Raw genomic sequence first — 21,613 nt, 5'->3', positions numbered from 1 at the left:
ACGGACTTTTTGAGCCTTCCTTCCAGCTTTTTACGAAGAGCTAATAACTATTGAGGTTTCGTTACGTGTCTATTCAATGGACTATTGCAAAAAAGCTGGCTTTAGTGATGAGTCTGTGCGCTTTCCTACTTATAGCAGTTGGGGTTATAGGGTTGGCATCATTGTCGCGTTCTAACTCGGATATCAAACAAATTCATCAAGGCAACATTGGTCCCTTGGTTGCCTTGCCACAGGCGATGTTTGGACAAGAAGAAATAGTTAATGAATTCACATCTGCCATTGATCGCAACGATATTACCGCTTTGAAAGCTGCCTTGGGCCATCTGTCTCAGCTTCGTCAGGTGATTGATAACGCTTGGTCAAACTATTATCCCGAAGGGATATCTACCGATGAAGAAAAAAAGATCGCTGACAAATACATAGAGCAGGCGGCGGCGCGCACGGCTGCTTTAAATCAACTTAGTGAGGCTGCAGCTGCAGGGAATATTATCGAGGCGCAGCAGATTCTCACAAATAATATGATGCCTGCCTATCATGTATCCTCGCTTATGTTTAATCAGCTTATAGAGTTGAACGCTGCACAAGTAGAGCGACGTTATCAAAGAGCTTTAAATACCTACCATACTGTGAAATGGAGCGTTATTGCAGGTATTGGCTTTGGCTTGACTATCATGGTTGCGGTAGTGGTAATGCTTAACCGCACCATCGCTCAGCCTCTTAGGCATGCTGCTTGGGTGGCTGACGCTATTTCTAATGGAAACTTGGATCACCGTCTCAAAGCAAAAAGTAAAGATGAACTGGGCAGTCTATTTTCGTCGCTAGATCAGATGTGTATCAAGCTTCGTGAAATAATGAGTGGCGTTCTGATGAGCTCTAACGAAGTAAGTGCAGCTGCACGCGAATTATCCATGGGTAACAATGAGTTGAGCAACCGCACTCAGCAACAAGCAGCAAGTCTTGAAGAAACAGCGGCATCCATGGAAGAGATGACCTCTACCGTTAAACAGAATGCTAATCATGCTGATCAAGCTGACCAGCTGGTCCGTGTCGTAGAGAGACAGGCGGAAGAGGGGGGTAAAATCGTTGAGCAGTCCATTGCTGCGATTACTGAGATTAATGCTTCGAGCCAAAAGATCTCAGAAATTACCAGCATGATCGATGAGATTGCATTCCAGACGAACCTGCTATCACTAAATGCCGCAGTTGAAGCTGCCCGTGCCGGTGAGCAGGGACGTGGATTTGCGGTAGTTGCATCAGAAGTGCGCAACTTGGCCCAGCGCAGTGCTGTTGCGGCGAAAGATATTAAGCTGCTTGTCCAAGACAGCATCTTAAAAGTAGAAGATGGCTCAAGGCTGGTGAACCATTCTGGGAAATCGCTTGAAGAGGTGGTCCAGGGGGTTCGAAGAATGGCTGCTCTCGTGACGGAAATTGCTTCAGCTGGCCGTGAACAGTTTGCCGGCATTGATCAGGTCAATACTGCCGTGGTGCAGATGGATAGCGTAACTCAGCAAAACGCAGGCATGGTTGAAGAGGCAGCTGCAGCGAGTAAATCGTTGGAGGAACAGGCTGAGCACCTACAGCGACAAGTAGGGTTCTTTAAGTTTAACCAAGCAGGTACACCTACTGCTGAGCCATACATGCTTTCAAGTGTGGCTCGTAGTACAGAAACATTGCCCCAGCCCTCTTACTCCCAATATATAATTTCAAGACAGCTTGGAACGGCAGCTTAAGGGAGCTTTGAAATAGTTTTTAATAGCCTTGTTGAATTGAGCAGTAGAAGTAAGCACACCATCTCGTATAAGTGATACTCGTGAGGTACGGATCAGCTCAGCTTGTGATTCCTGCGCCTCGGCCACTTCGGTGATCGGGGCGTTTTCATGTGCAGCAAATAAAAAAGGCCCAGCGTACACGCTGAGCCTTTAAAAGTCTTGCCTTCAGAGAGCTTACTAAATGGGCCTCTATCCTTGAAGTAAGTCGACCAATCCGTGGTCAGCGCCGTATATTCAGTAGCGGCTGCCTTAGAGTAGGTAATCTACGCTTAATACTTATACATAGCGACGCATTTGTAGTGTCATTATTTAAGTCATTCAGCTTATTGTTGCCGTCCTTGCCTAGTCGATCCCTCTCGTATCCCAGGCAATAGTGGCTTCTTATCTCGGTAACTCCTCAGCCTCGCAACTTATCTGACGATGTCGGCAACGCGAATATTCCATCGAACTCTAGTGCAGCCTAATCATTCGATATGGCGCGTTCAGTTGCAAGGCAGGCTGCAGCAGTGTGGTGCCGATCAATAGATGGCTTGCCGCTGACATCACTCAATGGCCTGGATAAACAATTGAGCAGGTATCAGTTAATTTGATAAAGATTTTATTAGGATATGGTTAAAAACCATGTAAATCAAAATTTAGTTTTACAAGATAAAAATGCATCAATTATTTATCAATAAATAGAATATTAACTGACGTTGCAGATTCGAAAATTACTGCTAACCGCTATCTTAATTCGCTTTTTACTTCTATGTTGTTTGGCTTCCATTGGTGTTTTAACAGAACCATACCTACATAAGTATATACCGTTGACATATCCCGAAGCGCCGATAGTATATGTATGCACGACGTATATATTGAGGTGAACTTTTATGGCGCAAGGATCTGTCTTCCAGTCAAATCGTAGCCAGGCAATTCGCCTGCCCAAGGCAGTTGCCCTGCCAGAAGGTATAAAACGTGTAGAAGTGATTGCGGTAGGTCGTATACGGATTATTACTCCAGCAGGTGAGTCCTGGGATAGTTGGTTCGACGAAGAGGGTGTCGCAGCAGATTTTATGGCAACACGGGGGCAACCTGACGACCAAGAGCGAGAATCTCTGTAATGCTCAAGTATTTACTTGATACCAATATCTGTATTTTCACGATCAAAAATAAACCCACGCATGTTCGTGAACTATTCAAGCGTCATCAAGACCAGCTATGTATCAGTACTGTGACACTTATGGAACTGATCTATGGCGCAGAGAAATCTGCCCATCCCGAGCGGAATTTGCACACTGTCGAAGGATTCGCCGCAAGACTCGAAGTATTGCAATACGATTCAGATGCTGCAGCACATACGGGCCAGCTTAGGGCGGAGTTGGTCAAGACTGGAAAGCCGATTGGCCCATATGATCAGATGATTGCAGGCCATGCCAGATCTCTAGGCTTGATCGTAGTCACCAATAATATGCGGGAATTTGAGCGTGTCCCGGGCCTGCGGGTAACGGACTGGTCTGTTTCTGATGGATAACTCCGTGCCCGAAACTGGCCACTAGTATGGGGTGAATACGAGTGTTAGACCTTTCGAGTCTTCCTCAGGCAATCCAACTGGTTAATCTTCAGGTGCAGCTAGTATCGGATGTTTCCAGCTTGCCATAATCCCAACAAGAAGGCGGCGTAACTGCTGCAGTAGTGGCATTGCCTCTTGGTTAATGGAGGGAGAGGTATAAACCCCTCATGTAAATATCCTCGAGGAAGTTGGCTAGGTTCTGGGTAGGAGGCGCCCAGACGTATATCGACTTGTGCCACACTAATGGCGATACATTTCAAGGTTTAACGCTAAACGCCGAGTGCCTTTGTCCGTGCTTTTATCATATCCCGCCGATGATGGGTAACTAGGAGCTTCGTTCAAGGCATTAGCTGTGACGTTCGAGCCTGCGGTGGCGGTTCCAGAATAAGGAGTTCATACCTATGCCAAATAAAAAACTTTCAATTGCAACGTGCTCGAAGTTCATAGGAGCTAGGCCGATAAGTCCGTAATGATTTAATGTACTTCGCACAAAGGATTAGATAAAACATATATCCATCGTGCCTCTAAAAGAAGGCTGAGATGGCACCATTTTTCTCCAGTGTAAGAACGGGCTCTTCACTTCGGCTCCTCAGCTAAATAGTTAGCCGAATGTACGAATTACCATGTATATGAGTCTTTGACGATATCCTCTCAATCCTGTTTGTTAATACCGAGCCTTAGGTCTTCCCGCCAAAACGATTGAAGTGAATGACCCCTGTGAAGAGCACTAACGCTTCGGTGTCGATTTGGCACGTAGATAGGGCAGGGCAGTAGCTGCGTCACAAGGTTAACCGCTTCTTTGGCGAGTGCGCTGCCAAAGGCAGCACAGAAACGCTAGCCGTGCTGGCAGGGAAATACTTCACAAGGTGACTCAGAGTAGAGGTTTGTAGATGCGGAAATAGCGGGATTGCTGCTGCAGTGTAACCCTACCTCCTACACCGTTCCGTAGTAACAAGTAACCGCCACCCGGCGGTATTTTTACGCCTGTCAAAAACCTAATTATTGCTAACTAGGAGTTGCTATGGCATCTGAGCCTATTCCCGTCGACATTCTTCTGCCCGATTCATGGCGCCAGCCTGCCCAGTACCGTCTCAAAAATGGCATGTCGCTGGTGGGTGTAGACGTGCCGGCGGGATTCATAACTGATGGCGCGAGTGTACCACGCATGTTCTGGTGGTTATTTCCTTCAGTCGATCGATATTTCGACGCTGCAGCCGTACATGACTATCTACTATCGCAGGATACCGAGTGGAGCAAAGCAGCGGACGCTTTTAATGAGGCGTTAAAGGAAACGGCAGTGCCAGGGTGGCGGCGAGTTGTGATGGTCACTTCTGTCAGGCTGTGGGGACTATTCCAATAACCGGAGGTTAATCATTTACAATGTAAGGAGAAGCCCAGCCATTATGCTGGGTTTCTCATGGGCAATCGTTTGGGCGCACATTTTTTTGTTAAAAAGAAGGTAGGTTGGGTAATGATCATTTAGCTATGCTCACGACATACCATATTCAATATGCAGAGCGGCCAATATAGCGGCAATCTCATTCAAGCCTCTAAATTTGTCGAGTAATGTCTTTTCGCTTGCTTTCTGTATGGGCGCGGGCAGCATTAACTACGCTGTAGGACTTTTGGGGCTACATCAGCAGCCATATGGTCATCACAATAGGGCCATTATTATTCGTCTTCCTTTATAAGCGGTGCCACTTTATTGGCATTCCGGTAATCAATCTGATAACCAAGATCGGCACATCCGCGTTGGCTTCCATAGTTGACGAGCCGACACCCAATTAGAGTAAGATATCTGCTCCTGGCAAAACGTGCTCGGACGTGTTCTTCGGGCCGTAAAAATAATTTTTTACAGCTTATAACATTGTTCTATACAAGGAATAAAGATTTGCACATTTATTATGAATAAATTCTATATTCATTTCATTTCATGAAATTACTGCATAATAATTTTGTACAAATGTAATAGCCACCCTAGCGATTACAAATAAAATGCATCGAACATAATAGACTTAACTAGGCTAAGATCATCAATTAACCTTAATAGGGCTAGGAAGAATTTTCATTTATATCCTGGCATCTTTTCTTTGATAAAATGCAATGTTACGAATGTTGAACGCCTTGCTACGTTGAGTTAATTGGAATAATAATAAGCTCAATAAACGTTTCGTAACCAGATAACACAAAGGCGTCCAAGGTCATTTTATTCTACGATTACCGCCAAATTATAAGATATTATTATCGATATAATATTGCTCAGACTATGTCTAAATCGCAATATAAGACCATTCTCTGCCAACCTTAAATTGATGAGACTAGCAACTGTATCTGTATAATCAGCACTGTAATAGTTCTGATCATCTAGCTCAACCGGCATCGCTATTGTGCCTCGTGTAAATCCAAGGTGCCAATATCTGCATCGCTACTGTTGACTTAGATGAACCACCTTTAGTATTGACTACTAAAATCATCGCCTATCCTATTCTTCGCCACGGTATACGCGCATGTCATGTAACATGCTCTCCATAAGTATTTTAACAGATTGCTTTTTATGCTTGTTTTTAGGCATGATCTCGCCATCAGCATCTTCATCTTCGATTGGCGCTTCGCTAGCTGGATCCGTATTGATATTCGAGCGAGCTTCCTCGGTTAGATTCTGATTCGGCCGCTTGTATAGCTTTAAATAGGCTTCCAGAAACATCCTGCTTATATTGATTCGAACATGGCGTTTAGAACAGCTGATGCCAACCTAAACCAGAGCTTCTCTTAGACAGCGTACCGAAACCCCAGCTTCGACTAATGGAGCTAAGTCCTTACGAATAAGCTCTAGCATAGGGCGAAGCTTTCCTTGCATAGCCTCGAATTCACTTTTTCGACTCCTAAGGTGTGCGAGCCCCTGATAATCCTGCTTAGTCACCTGCTATTCCCCTCTGGTTAAAAGATTTAATCGCCTTCAAGCATAAAATTTCGTGTAGTAGTGTTGGCCTATATAAATACATTAAAAGGTTTTTTAAAAGTATACGGCAGTACACAGAAGGTGCACAGAAGGTGCACAGAAGGTGAGCAGAAGGTGCATAGCGAGCAATTAGAGTGCACCTAAGCGACATTTGAACAAGGATCATGTTGATATCAGGGTGCGGTAGGGCCATCAGCATCAGTAACAGGCAGCCCGCAGGATATCATGACGAAGCAAAGGTCAACTGAGCTAACCCGCTTAAGCAAAAAAGGCTCACTTCCCGTCACGCAGGCATGAATCACAACATTTCACAGCAATGGCAACAACGTGCATCAGTGTTGACCATAGTATCTGGTGCTGTGTGTGCTTTCACTCACGCATTAGAGCTGAGTACGAACCGTCAAAAATTATGGCTAGAAGGCCGGCCTTGAAAGGCCCACGCAAAGGAAGCCTCAGGAATTTAGGAGGAAGACCTATTCTGTATCAGGGTCTTCCTCGCAATGGGTCTTCCTTTCGTCTGGGTTTTCCTCTTCTGGAGCTACCCATTCCTGCGTGCCCGCCCCTTATCTGATGGGTAGAAAGAGAACTCAGGAGACCACACCAATGAGCAAACCCACTGGATATCAGTTTATTCGAATCCAAGGATTTCCCCGTGGGCCGGCATCGAAACGCCATACCGTAGGATCGATCCTGGCTGAAGGCTTGAGGCAGCCGGGACATATCAGCCACATTCCGGGAAAGCCTCACTATGAGCTTGAGCGTCTCGACTCCCCACTTGAGGTCGTTGAGGAGTTACCTGCTTGGTTGAACGAGCAGATGAAGATCGCCCGTAATAAATCAAAGCGCAGCGACGGCACTGAGTACTTCCGATCAGTGCGAAAGGACGCCCTAGCGATCGGGACAGTTATCGCGAGCCTCCCGGAATCAATGTCTGAATTTAATCCGGAACGGTACAAAAGCTTTTCAGAGTGCACCACAGAATGGTTTAAAGATTTTCTTTCTCCCTACGAAATGCTAATCCATTTCCGTTTGAATCACTTTGATGAAGAGCATCCCCATTTTCACCTATGGTTCACTCCACAACCTAACGAGAAAAGGGAATTCAATTGGTCTCTTACTTCTGTTTGTGCACAGGGCAGGCAGTTTTATCATGATCTTCAAAAGCGCTTTTTTTCTGAGGTCGGATATCAATTTTTCGAAGAACGAGCAAAACCTTTTGAGGATCGTAAGCCGCGTACGTCTCGATGGCATGCAGTTAAACAAAGAGATGCTATCAATTTAAGTACACGCCCCTAATAAAGAGCCTCACTTACTATCTTTAAATAAGGAAAGCTCTGTTAGTGAAAAGGAGATCGCTGCTGAAGTTGAACGCCGCGTAGCTGCTGAAATAGAAATGCGCACAGTAGCTATAATTGAACAGCGTATCCAGGAAGAATTAAGGCATCGCGAGCAAGAGATAAATCAGGAAATGCGCGCTCTTATTCTAGCGGTAACTCGCCATGTGAATATGGCGCATCTTCTGGAAAGAGAAAGCTACCTTCATCTCGTTTTGTATGATGCGCCGAGTGAAGATCGTGCAGAACAACTTTTCGGTGAGATTAACGCTGATCTGCCTATATAAGAAGAGCATGCTTAGCTAAAGAGAAAGAGGGGTGGTTTAATATTATTGGGCGATGATTAAGCCTGTTATCTAAGTAAGGCTAAGGATTTATAAATAAAGGCCTTAGCTCGATGATCAATAGAGTGCTTATTTTACATTGCAAACCAGCCCAGCGCTTATCTCTATTCTCCATATAAGTATAGTGGAGTTATTTAATCAGCATCGGAAGGTATAAGTTTAACAAGCGATCGGTCACTGTGCTTTAGGAAAACTCCGCACTGCTAGGCATCATGAGCGAAATTCATGATATTGCAACTTCTCCTGGGGAGTCGTAAGGCAGCACTTTAAAGATACTTCTTGGGTGATTAAGTTGTCAGTGGCGCTAGAGTTTGATGTCCCACCTCGATTAATTTTTGGTCGGAGGCGCTCCCAGGGGTATTACTAATATGCGGATAAAAGCCTGTCGTGACAGTAAGTGTACGGCTAAACTACGATTACATAGTCTAGCCGTACACTTAAAAATGAATCTCTATACAGCTCTACGTACCTTCGACGATTGGGATGCTCAACAGCGACACGTATTCACGCATCACGATCTCGCAAAGCTGTTCCTTGATGACAGCCCTAAGGCTCTGCAGGAAGGGATTAATCGGCTTGTACGGCAGGGCATTCTAGAGCGCCCCACGCGGGGCATTTACGTGTATGCCCGCGCACGAAGCTGCGATGCCTATGTACTGGAGCATATTGCCGTAGCCATGCGCCGTGGCGAATACAGCTACGTAAGTCTCGAATCCGCGCTGTCCGAGTATGGGGCCATCTCACAGATACCGATGGACCGGCTTACGGTCATGACGACTGGGCGCAAAGGCACCTACAAGACCCCGTACGGTACAATTGAGTTTACCCACACAAAACGCCCCCTGGCCGCGTTGCTCAAGCGCATGAAAGACATTGGCCGACCACTTAGGTTTGCCACCCTAGAAGGTGCCTGGGGAGACCTCAAGCGAGTGGGGCGGAATACCCATCTGGTCAAACTTGAAGCCGCGCTTGATGATTGAGAAAGCCGACTTTGAAAAGCTGGTAAGGCTGGCTATAGCCGAGCCTGTTCACCAAAACATGCTTCTAGTAATCATAAAAGAATTATTTCATGCAGATATTCTCTTTGCGCTGGACAAGGAAAGGCTCCTAGATGGGCTCCCCTTTTGTGGGGCATACCACTACGGTTGTGACAGGGGCCAACCAATAGGTAAAAATCTGGCTTTTACCGATGATCGAGGCTCTGCCTGTCAGGACCTAGTCAGCATCAAGCAGTGCATTCAGGATTGCATCAGCAGGCGCTATCAGTTTGTGGTAGGTATCAAGGCGCCGGCAGAGTTGCGCGGAAATCCGAGCTACGCTGCAATCAAAGTCAATAAATGGTAGGTGGCCGTGGTAACTGCGCCTGTTCACAAGGATACCCTCAAGCAGCAGATCACGCTGGAGGTCGCCAATTTCTCGACATACATGCATGCAAGAGGCACGATGCCTAACGTTAACTATTCGCTTCTGTCCGATGGCTATAGAGACCTACTGATCATGGCCGGGTCTTCGATGAGATCATGGCAGATAATCTGGGCTCTCTAGCCAACGCGCAGAATTATGTGCGCCATAGGGATATCTGGGATCTGCAGTGGTTGAAATAGCAGGGCGTCTCGCCGAGCATGATGCTCATTCAGAAAAACGGGTATCCGGTTTACAGGGTAGATGGAGTCTCTCTGTCCCTCCGAATCTTTAATCCTCCCAGAAGGTTGATAGATCAACGCCGTGGTCTTCTCGGCTCGGGAAGGCCTATGCTGTAGGTCAGATAGCTTTCCCAGGAACAAGGACTACTGTCTGTGGCGACTTCTTTTTGTGCTTGGTGGTGTAGAGCATCCTGGCTCGCATCACTTCAAATGAATAGCCCTGGCCATCTCAGTTGTTATCCCTGGCCAGCCGGTTGATCGTCTCTAGGAAGGCGTTGGTGATCAAGATGTCGGTCTCGAAGTAGACCAGCATCTCCTCACGCCAGCCGGTGACGGCGTTGACGAGTTTCTTCCACGCCTCCCTCTGGTTCTGCGGGATGCCGTTAATCCAGGCGACCATTTCTCTCTCGGCATTGCGGCGATTGTTGCAATCCCAGATGTGGAAAAATCGGGCCCTGTGCCCATATGAGAAAGGCCCCCTAGGTCTCCATGATGAGACGTCCGCAGTCTGAGACGTCGTGAGCCCACTTCAGCAGGATCTTTTGGTCTTCTCTGAGGGCCCAGCGCTGGCTTGCGGTCAGATCCTTCCTGAGCCCCTTGCGGGTCTTTTCCAAGGCTTCTTTGGCTATTTCGCACGACGTGGAACTTATCGATCTCGGTGCGGGCCTGTGACAGAACTGCCTAGATGGCACGGCGGTAGGAATCCCCACCTTGTGGCGGTCGGTCATGTTCATGAGGCGCCTGATGAGGACATCATGCTGACGACCAGGCAGTAGGTCCAGCAGGGTTCGCTCTTCCAGCTGGTCAGGATGCAGCGGTAACGGCGGTTCAGGTACAGTTCGTCAATGCCTAGGCAGCGTGGCGTCTCGAAGCGGTACTAGCCCGCCAGGAATTTGGCCTTCTTCCTGCATATCTCTCGAACGGTCTTCTCGTCGAGGCTCGTAGTGTTAACCATGTAGGCGCAAGGATGGTTGGACGCTTCTTTTTCAACAGCATGGCTGTAAAGCCTCCCCTGTCATGCGGTAATCAATCACCATTTTTGGGAGCGCAGGCCGGAACGTATAGCGGCGGCGGGTCACCCAGAGGGTGACCCGTTTGCCATGGATGGGTAGGTCTCGGTAGGCGACATCTCGCTTACCGAAGCGCACAAACTTATTCTTAATACCGCACTCCTCACAGGCTATAGGCACAGGTGCTTCGACTTGGAGGAGATTATGCTCCTTCACCTTGTGGCCCAAGATGAAGTACCCAACAAATGGAGAATATTGTCTGGCAGAGTGGCCACACAACTCTCTTACTTACTGGTCCAATTTGCTTGAGAGCGACAGTGCACTGAGGCCACATGAGTGCAACCGCTGGGATATGGGATAAATGCGTTCGGACATGTGCTAATTGATGACTTCCTGATAACGCTGTTTAGCTCGGTAGAGGCGATAAATGGTAATTGTATTGGTCAAGAGTACGAAGCCTTCGGCCAGCGTCCCACCCACTGATCCTACCAAGAGATGACTGACCATCCATGCGACTGCCCCAAGCCCCAGAAAAACACGCATGGGGATACCTCGGAGCAAAAACATGCCCACCGTACCCAGCACCATCGCCACGATGGCGGGCAGGTCTGCCCAGCTCTGCCAGGTGAGAACGGCAGCCGCGCCACTTGCCGCCAACATGATTGCCATTGCCGCTTTACTGCCTGGATAGCGGCGTGCGAGTGCAATGCGAGCGACCACCAGCAATGACAACGCAGCGGCAGTCCAGCTCGCAAAAAACATGAACTGTAAAGCGAAGGCCACGTTGGCGGAGAGCAGCAGCACCAACAGCCGATCATCCTGCTTGTTGGAAAAAGCCCAGACGCAGAGTATCAGCGTCACCAAACCAAAAAGCTGTCCGGCCACCGTGCTATAGCTTTCGATCATAGAATTGCATACTCCTTATTAGGCTAATTGCCACTCATGCAATAGCCTGGAAAGCGTTTGTCGGTCCGTTCCTTTAAGCGCGTTGAGAGGTAATGGTAAGCAAGGAGGCGTGACTAACCCCATCAGCTCCGCTGCTGTGGCTGCCACACGTAGGCTGCCGCCATGTTGGCTGAACGATGCCCATAACGGGTGCAATCTTTCAGAAAGGCGCAAGGCTTCCTGGGTATCACCTGCTTGAGAGGCACGAGTAATGGCCAGTGCTGTTTGCGGGAACAGGCCACCAATCACCGAATACCAGGCCTGACATCCGGCATTTAGGCCTGTGGCTGCCATGGGATCACCGCTTACCCCGATCGTGACATGAGACGGAATAAGCGTTCGTAGACGCTCGACACGCGCCCTGGCGGCACCAGGTTCTGTTGGAACGCCTGGAATCTTGATGGAGCCGACGTTGGAAAGTTGGGCGATGCGCCCATGCAGCTCGTCACTGAATTCGAAATGGGTGGTGCCAGGGTTGTCGTAGACACATAGCGGCACTGACAGTTTGCGTGTCACGGTTTCGTAGAGTCCGAAGACTTCATCCTCGGATAATTTCTGGTATGACATCGGAGCCAGTAGCACAGCGCTCGCCCCCGCCTCCTGCGCATCTTCGGCTAAAGCCAATACCTCTCGGGTACTCAAGGCGCTGATGCCAATGATGACTGGGACATCGCCGGCATGTTTCACCGCGAGCTGCGCAATGCATGCCCGCTCCTGCCGGGTGAGATAGGCGTAATTCCCCGTCGACCCCAGCGCACCGATGGAATCGACGCCAGCATCGGCCAGGCGCTCGATCAGTCGTATAAAGGCTACTTCGTCAACTATGCCATGCTTCATGGGGGTCAAGGGAAAGGCACTCAGTCCGGAAAACATAGTTCGACGCTCCTCAGTAAATGATGATAAGACGATGGCCCGGGATGAAAGACTCACATGCCTCCCGATCAGGCCTCAAAGTTGGCAATCGCCACTAGCACTCATAAGGTCATCATGATAGCCCCGCCGGGACAGGAGGCGCTCTCTGTCCGCCTTGGTAACCCCAGACTCAACGATTCGGCTCGCGGCGAAGACAGCAATCAGGTCAACCGTACTGTTCAACAAGATGCAGATACTTCCCAGCAGGATAAACTGAGGGACCATGGCCTGCTCAGAAGTTACGAATTGGGGAATAAAAGCCAGAACGAACATGGCAGTCTTTACGTTCAATATCTCGACTATGATGCCATCCCTAAAGGCCTTGGCAGGACCGGCTCGCTTTTGGCAACGACGCCAGCAACGGGCAAGCCGTCATTGGTGCGCTGGGAGACAGCCGCTGCCAGGATCGTCTCGCTAACCGAGCAATTACAACGACAGGAATATATCTGATTGGCATTTGCTACGACGAGGCGAAACCGGCTTGAACAGCTTTTTTCGTTATTAACGTGAGTAAAAGCTCCAACTTTTTAATAAATAATTGCCCCATCTGCCGAAACTAAGCGCGAGCGACACCTCCAAATATGCTTATTTTAGTGAGCAGAAACGCTAAGTATTCACTCTTAATCTCTAGACAACTGCTCAGCGCTATAGTTTTGCTATTACGCAAGTAAAAGCTCCAACTGGCTCTCCTACGCTCAGCTTGGCATAAACGTTGGATGCTCCTGTCTCGCCGCAATCGCTCGCAGTATGGTGCACAATTGCTGCATAGGCTCGCTGAAAGGCTCGCCCCTGCGTGTCATGATGCCATAGGCGGGCAGGGTTCTACCCAATGAAAGGGGAAGTGCCACGACTGCGCCCATCTCCAGATAGTCCTTCAGCACAGACTCCGCCATGACCAGTATGCCGTTGCTGCGCCTGATAAGCTGCAGGGCGGCGAAAATTGAGCCGCACTCAATGATATCCGCCGGTGACATTAGCCCGGCCAGCTCGAACTCCTTTTCCAGCGCTTGGCGGGCCGGACTTTCGACGGGCTGAAGAATCCAGGGCCACTGATCGAGCATCACCGAAAGAGAGAGATCGGTTCGCTCGCTTAAAGGATGGTCGCGGCGAACTACTACCAGCATCCGCTCGTTACCCAATGGCTCAAAGTCGAAAATGTTGTGCTGCATCGCCGTAACGTAGCGCGCAACGGCAATATCAATTCGATTTTGTGCTAGCAACTCCACCAACTGATCGCTCGTCTCACCCAGCAGGCGCACCTGAAGGAAGGGGTGCAAGCGCTTTAATTCGATCACCGCCTCGGCTACCAGATCGGGAGCCGCTCCCATGATTGCGCCCATTACTAGCTGACCTTGATTGCCTAGCCGATGACGCTGCAGCGATTCCGCGCAGCGCTCCAGTCGGCTCAGCGCGCCGCGAGCAAAATCAACCAGAATCTCTCCTGATCGGGTTGGCCTTACGCCGCGAGGGGAGCGTTCAAATAGCGCACACCCAAATGTCGTCTCGATCTCATGCAGCATGCGTGTCGCTGCTGGCTGCGACATGTTGAGACGCTCAGCCACCCTATGCAGATTACGCTGCTCATCCAATAACGCAATCAGCCGCAAATGCTTATAGCGCAGCCGATTGAGTAGTGCTGCCTGTTCCATGATCTCTGACACGATCATCCTTCCTTGCGGTAAAAGAGACAGACTATCGATAACGACTAGCTATACCAGCATTTTTGGCTCAGACATTGGTCTATGCATACAAAATGATGACTTGCCGAAGAAATTTTAACTGCTTGTCGGAAATGGTTTTTTTACGCCGATAATCAGAGGGTATCACGCTCGCCATATTGCGCATTGGTCATCCCTCATTAACGCCGGTATTGCTGTCTCTACCCTATGGCATGAATGCAAGGAGACATTATGGCGATGCCCACTATCAAGCAGGTTCGCGCCTTCACCGTTCGTGGTGGTGGCGCCGACTACCACGACCAAGGCGACGGCCACTGGATCGACAGCCAAATCTCTACACCAATGAGCAAGTATCCAGAGTACCGGATGACGCGCAAAAGCTTCGGACTCAACGTGCTTGGTACTCTGGTGGTCGAGATCGAGGCTAGCGATGGCACGGTCGGATTTGCAGTGACCACTGCCGGCGATATCGGCGCCTTTATTGTCGAGCGACATCTGGCACGTTTTCTGGAAGGGCAGCGAGTCACTGACATTGAAAAAATTTGGGACCAGATGTTCAGTGCCACGCTTTACTACGGACGCAAGGGCGTGGTGCTCAATACCATCTCGGGTGTCGACCTTGCCCTGTGGGATCTATTAGGAAAGATTCGTCAGGAGCCGGTCCATGCCATGCTCGGCGGTCCTGTGCGCGACGAGCTGACCTTTTACGCTACCGGCGCTCGTCCGGATCTGGCAAAACAAATGGGCTTTATTGGCGGGAAGATGCCCCTTGTGCACGGCCCGGCTGAAGGCGACGAAGGATTGAAGATGAACCTCAACCAACTCGCCGACATGCGTGAAAAAGTCGGCGACGACTTCTGGTTGATGTACGACTGCTGGATGAGCCTCGATCTCAACTATGCCACTCGGCTCGCCCAAGGCGCCCAAGAGTTCGGCTTGAAGTGGATTGAGGAAGCTCTACCACCCGATGACTACTGGGGCTACGCCGATCTGAGACGCAACGTCCCGTCCGGCATGCTGGTTACAACCGGCGAGCACGAGGCCACTCGCTGGGGGTTTCGTATGCTCTTGGAGAAGGAGTGCTGCGATATTATCCAACCTGATGTGGGCTGGTGTGGCGGCGTCACCGAACTCATCAAGATCTCAGCGCTGGCCGATGCCCACAACAAACTGGTCGTGCCACACGGCTCTTCTGTCTATAGCTATCACTTCGTGATTACTCGCCACAACAGCCCCTTTGCCGAATTTTTGATGATGGCACCGGCGGCCGATGAAGTAGTCCCGATGTTCACCCCACTGCTACTTGATGAACCAGTACCCGAAAACGGCCGTATGCGCGCGTCTAAGCTCGACGCGCCGGGCTTCGGCGTACGTCTGAACCCGGACGCTGACTTGGAAAGACCTTACAGCCATTAAGGCGCCTCAGCGGATACGTTTTGCGGGCCGTAGCCCGGCCCGCAGGCGGCAGCCAAGAAAAGAAAAAGCCCGGTTTTGTAAAGTTTTTGTAGAAGAGGTACGCCGTGGAAACGCTCCATCTGTTCATCACGATAGCTCTGATCCTGCTGCTAATTCTCTACTTCAAGCTGAACCCGGCGATTAGTTTAGTCGTTGGCTGTATCTATCTGGGGCTGACCATGGGCCTGGGAATGACCGCTACCGTAGACGCCATCGGTTCCGGCTTCGGCAACATTATGGCTGCGATCGGGCTACCCATCGGTTTTGGCGTCATTATCGGCCAACTGATGAGTGACTCCAATTCGGCTCACAAGATTGCATATACCATGGTCAAAAGCGCGCCTCGCGGCGCGGGGCTATATGCACTGGGCCTGACAGGGTTTTTGCTATCCATTCCTGTATTTTTTGATGTCACCTTCGTGATTCTGATTCCGCTGGGTGTAGCGCTGGCCAAAACGCTACAGAAGCCATTGCCGTACGCTATTGGTGCGCTCGTAATCGGCGCTGCCACCTCGCATACCATCGTGCCCCCTACGCCCAACCCGCTGGCAGCGGCCTCTATCCTTGGCTTTGATATCGGCCTGATGACGCTGGCCGGTCTTGTTGTAGGCCTGATTACAGCGCTGGTGGTCATGAAGCTTTACTTCTTGATTCTGGATATGGGGCTATGGAATCCCTCCAAGGACGAGCTGCATGTCCAAACATTGGTGAACAGCGAATCTGCAGAGATCACCTTACCGGACATACCTCTCTGGCAGGCGCTGCTGCCGATCGCGCTACCCATTCTTCTGATTCTGAGCGGCACTGTCTATGACTACGCCCAACAGTCCGGCCTGATCGGCGGTGAATCGCTGCCGTCTACTGTGGCTTTTCTTAGCGACCGTATCGTTGCGCTACTGGCCGGCGCTATTGCCGCCTATGTGATTGCAGGCCGCACAATGAGCCGCGACGAATGTGACAAGTCGGCTTCTCGCGGTCTGCAGACAGCAGGACTTGTGTTGTTGGTGACCGGCGCAGGCGGTTCGCTGGGCAGTGTCATTCAGGAAACGGGCATTGGTCGAATGCTGGTCGATTCTCTGTTTCAGGAAACCGGTTCGCCGTTTGCCATGGTACTACTGACCTACTGTCTGGCGCTGGTGTTCCGCGTTGCACAGGGTTCGGGCACTGTCGCGGGTATTACGGCGATGACTATTATGGCGGGCGCTGCTTCGACAGGCATCGTGAATCCTCTATGGATCGCTCTCGCTGCGCTTTCAGGCGGCATCAGTATCGGTCATGTCAATGACAGCGGTTTCTGGATCACCACGCAGCTCTCAGGTTTCAGCGTCCGCGGCGGCTTCAAGACATACACCTTGGCTGAACTGATGGTGTCACTGACCATTCTTGTTATCACCCTGGCGGGGGCGACTCTGTGGCCATGACTTATGTCGCCAGAATCTTTTGCATGAAAGCGTTGGCTTTAACGACACAGGGCATAAGCGTAATAAGCCGCAAGTTTATTGCGCAGCCGATGCAGCAACGCGTTCTGTCTCCTGAAGTCCGACATGATCACTCCTGCATACCCCATGAGTGACGGCAGGTAATAACGCTTTGCTATACCACATTTTGGTCTCAGACATTGGTCTAGGCGGATAAGGTAATGACTTTACAAAGGAAATTTAAATGCTTGTCGGTAATGGATTTTTTACCTCGATAACCAAGAGGTATCACACTCGCCGTGTTGCGTATTGGCCACCGTCATCTGACATCGGTATTGCTGTCTTCAATCAATAAATTAATGCAAGGAAACCTCAGGACAATGCCTAACAGGATGGGGTCCCCCGAGCCTAAAACGCAGTGCCAATGTTCAACCCGCTGCTGATGGATAAACCCACAGCGGAGAATAGGCTTATGCACGCTCTCAAACTCGACCCACTCGGCTTCTGTGTCCGCTTAACCCCTGAAAATAATCGGGCACGTCCTTATACGCCCTAATACTCGGGAGAACGCTCTATGATTATTCGCGCCTTTCGTATGATGCTCAATGATGGTCAGGCCGAGGAGTACCGGCGCCGCCATGAGGCGCTCTGGCCGGAACTTGAGACTTTACTGCTGGACGCCGGCGTACTTGATTACCGGATATTCCTAGACCCCGAAAGCCATCATCTCTACGCAATGATGCAACTCGACGATGACCACCAGGTGGACCGGCTTGCAGAGCACGCTGTGATGAAACGCTGGTGGGATCACATGGCCGACATCATGGCGACGCGCCCTGACAATGCACCAGAAGAAGTACCTCTCGAATCGATGTTCACTCTGACCGCGTCATCCAGCGCAGCCCGTCAAGGAGAGTGACCGTGCAAGTGATCGACGCCCATGTTCATTTCTGGAGTTTGTCCCTCGATATACAGCCCTGGCTGAGCCATCCCGCGCCGAACATGCTGGGAGACTACCGCTCGATGGCACGAGACACCGGGCCCGGCGAGCTGCTGGCCCAGCGCGGCACGGTCGAACTGTTGGGCGCGGTTCATATCGAGGCCGATGCTGCCGATGGCCTCAAGGAAACCGAGTGGCTTGCGACACTGCCGACCACTGCACCGCAAGGGCTACCGTTCGTCATGGTCGCCGGGGTGGATCTTGCTGCGCCTGACTGCGCAGAGCGTCTAGATACTCATATATCTATGACGGATCGCATCCGCGGCGTGCGTCAGATTCTGAACGTGCATCCGGACCCACACTTCGATTACGTGGGACGCCACTACATGCGCGAGGCGGCGTGGCAATCAGGGTTCAATGAACTGGGCAAGCGTGGACTTTCCTTCGATCTGCAGCTCTATCCTGCGCAGATGGCTGATGCTGCCCGGTTGGCCGATGCTCACCCTCACACACTATTCATCCTCAATCATGCCGGAATGTACGTCGACCGCCACAGCGTTGAAGGCTGGCGCCAGTGGCGTGACGGACTGCGGCAGCTTGCCGAGCGCGACAATGTCGTCACCAAGCTTAGTGGCTTCGGCATGCTGGACCACCGCTGGACGCCGGACAGCCTGCGTCCGCTGGTGTTAGAAACCATTGATGCCTTTGGCATCGAGCGCTGTATGTTCGCCTCGAACTTTCCGGTCGACATGCTCTATGCCCGCTACGAGCAAGTATGGCAGGCCTACGACAACATCGTCAGCGCAGGCTCCAGCACCGAGAAGGCCGCGCTGTTTCATGCCAATGCGAGCCGATTCTACCGTATGGAATAAACGAGGTCGCTCTGATCAGGCTGGGGGAGGGCCATGTTCCTGCCCAGTCACAAAACAACACTTTTAATAATAATCACGACGAGGACGCCATTTCATGACCATATTGCTCGGAGTATTTCTGCATTTTGTCGGCGGTTTCGCCTCGGGAAGTTTTTATATCCCCTTCAAGAAAGTTCGCGACTGGTCCTGGGAAAGCTACTGGATCGTTGGGGGCTTCTTTTCCTGGCTGATCGTCCCGTTGATCGCCGCCTGGCTGACGGTACCGCACTTCTGGGCCATCATCGCCGAGGCGGATGGCTCGACGCTGGGCTGGACGTATCTGTTCGGTGTCCTGTGGGGTATCGGTGGGCTAACGTTTGGTCTGACCATGCGCTATCTGGGCCTGTCGCTCGGCATGTCGGTCATCATGGGATTGACGTCGGCCTTCGGTGCCCTGATGCCACCAATCTACCGTGACCTCTTCACTGATGCCACCGAGGCTACATTCACGGCCATGTTGCACTCCAGTGGCGGGTTGTGGGTACTCGGTGGCGTAGCGATGTCGCTGGTCGGCATCGCCACCTGCGGGCGGGCCGGCATGATGAAAGAGCGCCAGGTGCCCGATAAGACCAAATTTGAAAGCGTTGCCGAGTTCTCGCTCTCCAAAGGGCTGACCGTTGCGATCATTTCCGGGGTGCTCAGTGCCTGTTTCAGCTATGGCATTGCTGCGGGCAAGCCGCTTGCAGCGGCTACTGTGGCGGCGGGCGCCAACTCGCTGTTTCAGAATAACGTCACCTTCATGCTGATCATGTGGGGCGGGCTGACTACCAATGCGCTCTGGTGCTTTGCGCTCAACGCTAAAAACCGCAGTTTCTCCAACTACACCGACACCCGCACGCCGTTGGTTAAAAACTATCTGCTCGCGGCGGCGGCTGGCACGATCTGGTTCCTGCAATTCTTTTTCTATGGCATGGGCGAGAGCCGGCTCAACAACGACGCCAGCTCCTGGGTATTGCACATGTCATTCATCATTATCGTTTCAAATGTATGGGGATTGGTGTTTCGGGAGTGGAAAGGCACCAGCCGCCACAACCGGCGAGTACTCATCAGCGGCATCGTCATTATTCTGGCAGCCGTCTGTATGGTCGGGTTCGGCAACTATTTGCGCTGAGCATTTGCCAGCCAAACGCATGAAGGAGAGAAGAACATGCTACTTGAAGGTAAGAACGTCATTATCACCGGTGCCTCACGAGGCATTGGTCGTGCCGCCGCCCTGGAATGTGCACGTCAAGGAGCCAATGTGGTCATTGGCTACAGTGGTAGCGCCTCCAGCACGCCGCTGGTTGAGGCACTGATCCAGGATATCCGCTCGCTTGGACGAGATGCCACGGCAGTCGGCGCGCCTGCCGGGGATCCAGACACCGGCGGCAAGCTGGTCGAAGCAGCGGTCAGCCAATTCGGCAGTGTCGATGTATTCGTTAACAACGCTGGTATCTGTCCGTTTCATAGTTTCCTCGATATGCCGCGTGAGACTTATCTGGAGACCGTCAATACCAACCTCAATGGCGCCTACTTTGCCGTGCAGGCTGCAGCCAACCAGATGAAGCGGCAGGGTCGCGGCGGCGCCATCATCGCTGTCAGTTCCATCAGTGCGTTAGTCGGCGGTGGCATGCAAACTCACTATACCCCGACCAAGGCGGGGCTGCTGTCTCTCATGCAGTCCTGTGCCATTGCGCTTGGTCCTTACAATATCCGCTGCAACGCTGTGCTTCCGGGCACTATCGAAACCGATATCAACAAAGATGATCTGTCTGATACCAAAAAGCGTGATGCCATGATCAGCCGCACCCCGCTTGGACGGCTGGGCAAGCCGGACGATCTGGCGGGCCCCATCGTCTTTCTGGCTTCAGAAATGGCCGGGTTCGTTACCGGTGCCTCACTGCTGGTGGACGGTGGTTGCTACGTCAACCTTCAGTAACGTAACGCTTATGCTTTAGGAGCAGACCATGCACTTGCCTAAGAATCCGTTCAAGGCGCATCTCAATCACGCCCCTCGCTACGGCTGCTGGGCCGGCTTCGCCAATGCCTATGCCGCCGAAATACTGGCCACTACCGGCTTTGACTGGCTGTTGATCGATGGAGAGCATGCACCCAATACGGTGCCGGTAATCCTCAACCAGCTGCAGGCGGTGGCGCCTTATCCTTGTGCCCCGGTGGTGCGGGCTGTCAGTCACGACCCGGCACTGATCAAGCAGCTCCTTGATGTTGGTGCCCAGACACTGATGGTACCGATGGTGGATACCGCCGAGCAGGCCGAAGCGCTGGTACGTGCGACCCGCTATCCACCGCACGGCATTCGTGGCGTGGGAGGTGGACTTACACGTGCCACACGCTGGGACGCTGTCGATGATTACTTGAACATTGCCCATGAGGAGCTGTGCCTGATCGTGCAAGTAGAGTCCCCCGCTGGGATCGAAAATGTCGAGGCGATTGCCGCAGTCGAAGGTGTCGATGCCGTCTTTGTCGGCCCCGCTGATCTCTCGACCAGTGCAGGCCATATCGGCAATCCGAATCACGACGAGGTGCAGGCCATGATCCGGCGTGCGCTCACCGCCACCAAGAAAGCTGGCAAGGCGGCAGGGATTCTGGCGCCGGTCAAAGCCGATGCCGACCGCTACGCTGAATGGGGATTCGATTTCATCGCCGTGGGCATCGACATCAGCCTGTTGCGCCGTGCCGCACTCGAAACTGTTGCCCGCTACAGAAGCGACGCGTCTCAGGCGTCATCGTCGAGTACCTACTAAA

Annotated in this window: 19 protein-coding genes and 1 pseudogene; 16 read left to right on the top strand and 4 right to left on the bottom strand. The window is 51.4% G+C overall.

Annotated features, from left to right (window positions below; all coding sequences use genetic code 11):
• Positions 1–65: 65 nt before the first annotated feature.
• The 8 genes from C3Z11_RS11195 to C3Z11_RS11155 all read left to right on the top strand — a co-directional run bounded on the left by C3Z11_RS11195 (position 66) and on the right by C3Z11_RS11155 (position 9,299).
• Positions 66–1,730: a methyl-accepting chemotaxis protein gene (locus tag C3Z11_RS11195; protein WP_106478027.1), complete on the top strand. Its 1,665-nt coding sequence runs from the start codon at positions 66–68 to the stop codon at positions 1,728–1,730.
• A 908-nt stretch (positions 1,731–2,638) separates the two neighbouring features.
• A complete protein-coding gene (gene vapB, locus C3Z11_RS11190) occupies positions 2,639–2,869 on the top strand; it encodes a type II toxin-antitoxin system VapB family antitoxin (protein ID WP_106478026.1) in 231 nt (76 codons plus the stop codon).
• A complete protein-coding gene (gene vapC, locus C3Z11_RS11185; RefSeq protein WP_106478025.1) occupies positions 2,869–3,279 on the top strand; it encodes a type II toxin-antitoxin system tRNA(fMet)-specific endonuclease VapC in 411 nt (136 codons plus the stop codon). Before vapB ends, vapC begins: the two co-directional genes overlap by 1 nt.
• A 1,060-nt stretch (positions 3,280–4,339) precedes the next feature.
• The gene (locus C3Z11_RS11180) at positions 4,340–4,678 is read left to right on the top strand and encodes a DUF1353 domain-containing protein (protein ID WP_106478024.1); all 339 of its coding nucleotides are present in this window, start codon (positions 4,340–4,342) and stop codon (positions 4,676–4,678) included.
• Between the two features lie 2,202 nt (positions 4,679–6,880).
• On the top strand, positions 6,881–7,573 hold the full coding sequence (locus C3Z11_RS11170; RefSeq protein WP_106478022.1) for a plasmid recombination protein: 693 nt from the start codon (positions 6,881–6,883) through the stop codon (positions 7,571–7,573).
• Between the two features lie 97 nt (positions 7,574–7,670).
• Positions 7,671–7,898 (top strand): hypothetical protein, encoded by a 228-nt coding sequence (locus C3Z11_RS11165; RefSeq protein ID WP_106478021.1) that lies wholly within the window; start codon positions 7,671–7,673, stop codon positions 7,896–7,898.
• A 500-nt stretch (positions 7,899–8,398) separates the two neighbouring features.
• A complete protein-coding gene (abiEi, locus tag C3Z11_RS11160) occupies positions 8,399–8,935 on the top strand; it encodes a type IV toxin-antitoxin system AbiEi family antitoxin (RefSeq protein ID WP_106478020.1) in 537 nt (178 codons plus the stop codon).
• Positions 8,928–9,299: a hypothetical protein gene (locus tag C3Z11_RS11155; protein WP_106478019.1), complete on the top strand. Its 372-nt coding sequence runs from the start codon at positions 8,928–8,930 to the stop codon at positions 9,297–9,299. Before abiEi ends, C3Z11_RS11155 begins: the two co-directional genes overlap by 8 nt.
• Before the next feature lie 417 nt (positions 9,300–9,716).
• Here C3Z11_RS11155 and C3Z11_RS11150 read toward each other — a convergent pair.
• From C3Z11_RS11150 to C3Z11_RS11140, 3 genes and pseudogenes are all read right to left on the bottom strand, one after another.
• Positions 9,717–10,883: pseudogene (locus C3Z11_RS11150) on the bottom strand (transposase).
• Positions 10,884–10,986: 103 nt separating this feature from the next.
• On the bottom strand, positions 10,987–11,514 hold the full coding sequence (locus C3Z11_RS11145; protein ID WP_106478018.1) for a YgjV family protein: 528 nt from the start codon (positions 11,512–11,514) through the stop codon (positions 10,987–10,989).
• An 18-nt stretch (positions 11,515–11,532) separates the two neighbouring features.
• Positions 11,533–12,426 carry a dihydrodipicolinate synthase family protein gene (locus C3Z11_RS11140; RefSeq protein WP_106478017.1) on the bottom strand — a complete coding sequence of 298 codons (894 nt, stop codon included), beginning with the start codon at positions 12,424–12,426 and terminating at the stop codon, positions 11,533–11,535.
• 57 nt (positions 12,427–12,483) lie between these two features.
• Here C3Z11_RS11140 and C3Z11_RS11135 point away from each other — a divergent pair, with 57 nt between their 5' ends.
• Positions 12,484–12,915 (top strand): hypothetical protein, encoded by a 432-nt coding sequence (locus C3Z11_RS11135; RefSeq protein WP_106478016.1) that lies wholly within the window; start codon positions 12,484–12,486, stop codon positions 12,913–12,915.
• Between the two features lie 245 nt (positions 12,916–13,160).
• Here C3Z11_RS11135 and C3Z11_RS11130 read toward each other — a convergent pair whose 3' ends face one another.
• Positions 13,161–14,126 carry a LysR family transcriptional regulator gene (locus tag C3Z11_RS11130; RefSeq protein ID WP_106478051.1) on the bottom strand — a complete coding sequence of 322 codons (966 nt, stop codon included), beginning with the start codon at positions 14,124–14,126 and terminating at the stop codon, positions 13,161–13,163.
• Between the two features lie 249 nt (positions 14,127–14,375).
• Here C3Z11_RS11130 and rhmD point away from each other — a divergent pair, with 249 nt between their 5' ends.
• The 7 genes from rhmD (at position 14,376) to C3Z11_RS11095 (ending at position 21,612) form a co-directional block, all read left to right on the top strand.
• On the top strand, positions 14,376–15,560 hold the full coding sequence (rhmD, locus tag C3Z11_RS11125) for an L-rhamnonate dehydratase (protein WP_106478015.1): 1,185 nt from the start codon (positions 14,376–14,378) through the stop codon (positions 15,558–15,560).
• A 104-nt stretch (positions 15,561–15,664) separates the two neighbouring features.
• On the top strand, positions 15,665–17,020 hold the full coding sequence (locus C3Z11_RS11120) for a GntP family permease (protein ID WP_106478014.1): 1,356 nt from the start codon (positions 15,665–15,667) through the stop codon (positions 17,018–17,020).
• Between the two features lie 571 nt (positions 17,021–17,591).
• Positions 17,592–17,936, top strand: a complete 345-nt coding sequence (locus C3Z11_RS11115; protein WP_106478013.1) for an L-rhamnose mutarotase — start codon at positions 17,592–17,594, stop codon at positions 17,934–17,936.
• 2 nt (positions 17,937–17,938) lie between these two features.
• Complete coding sequence (locus C3Z11_RS11110) at positions 17,939–18,829, top strand: amidohydrolase family protein (RefSeq protein WP_106478012.1); 891 nt, start codon at positions 17,939–17,941, stop codon at positions 18,827–18,829.
• 94 nt (positions 18,830–18,923) lie between these two features.
• On the top strand, positions 18,924–19,979 hold the full coding sequence (rhaT, locus tag C3Z11_RS11105) for an L-rhamnose/proton symporter RhaT (RefSeq protein ID WP_106478011.1): 1,056 nt from the start codon (positions 18,924–18,926) through the stop codon (positions 19,977–19,979).
• A 36-nt stretch (positions 19,980–20,015) separates the two neighbouring features.
• The gene (locus tag C3Z11_RS11100) at positions 20,016–20,786 is read left to right on the top strand and encodes an SDR family NAD(P)-dependent oxidoreductase (protein ID WP_106478010.1); all 771 of its coding nucleotides are present in this window, start codon (positions 20,016–20,018) and stop codon (positions 20,784–20,786) included.
• Positions 20,787–20,814: 28 nt separating this feature from the next.
• Entirely contained in the window at positions 20,815–21,612 is a 798-nt protein-coding gene (locus C3Z11_RS11095) for an HpcH/HpaI aldolase family protein (protein WP_106478009.1), read from the top strand.
• Position 21,613: the final 1 nt, after the last annotated feature.

Origin of the sequence: Phytohalomonas tamaricis (genome assembly GCF_003012345.1) — a bacterium.
GTDB classification, from domain to species: domain Bacteria; phylum Pseudomonadota; class Gammaproteobacteria; order Pseudomonadales; family Halomonadaceae; genus Phytohalomonas; species Phytohalomonas tamaricis.
This window is presented reverse-complemented; position numbering and strand designations above follow the sequence as displayed.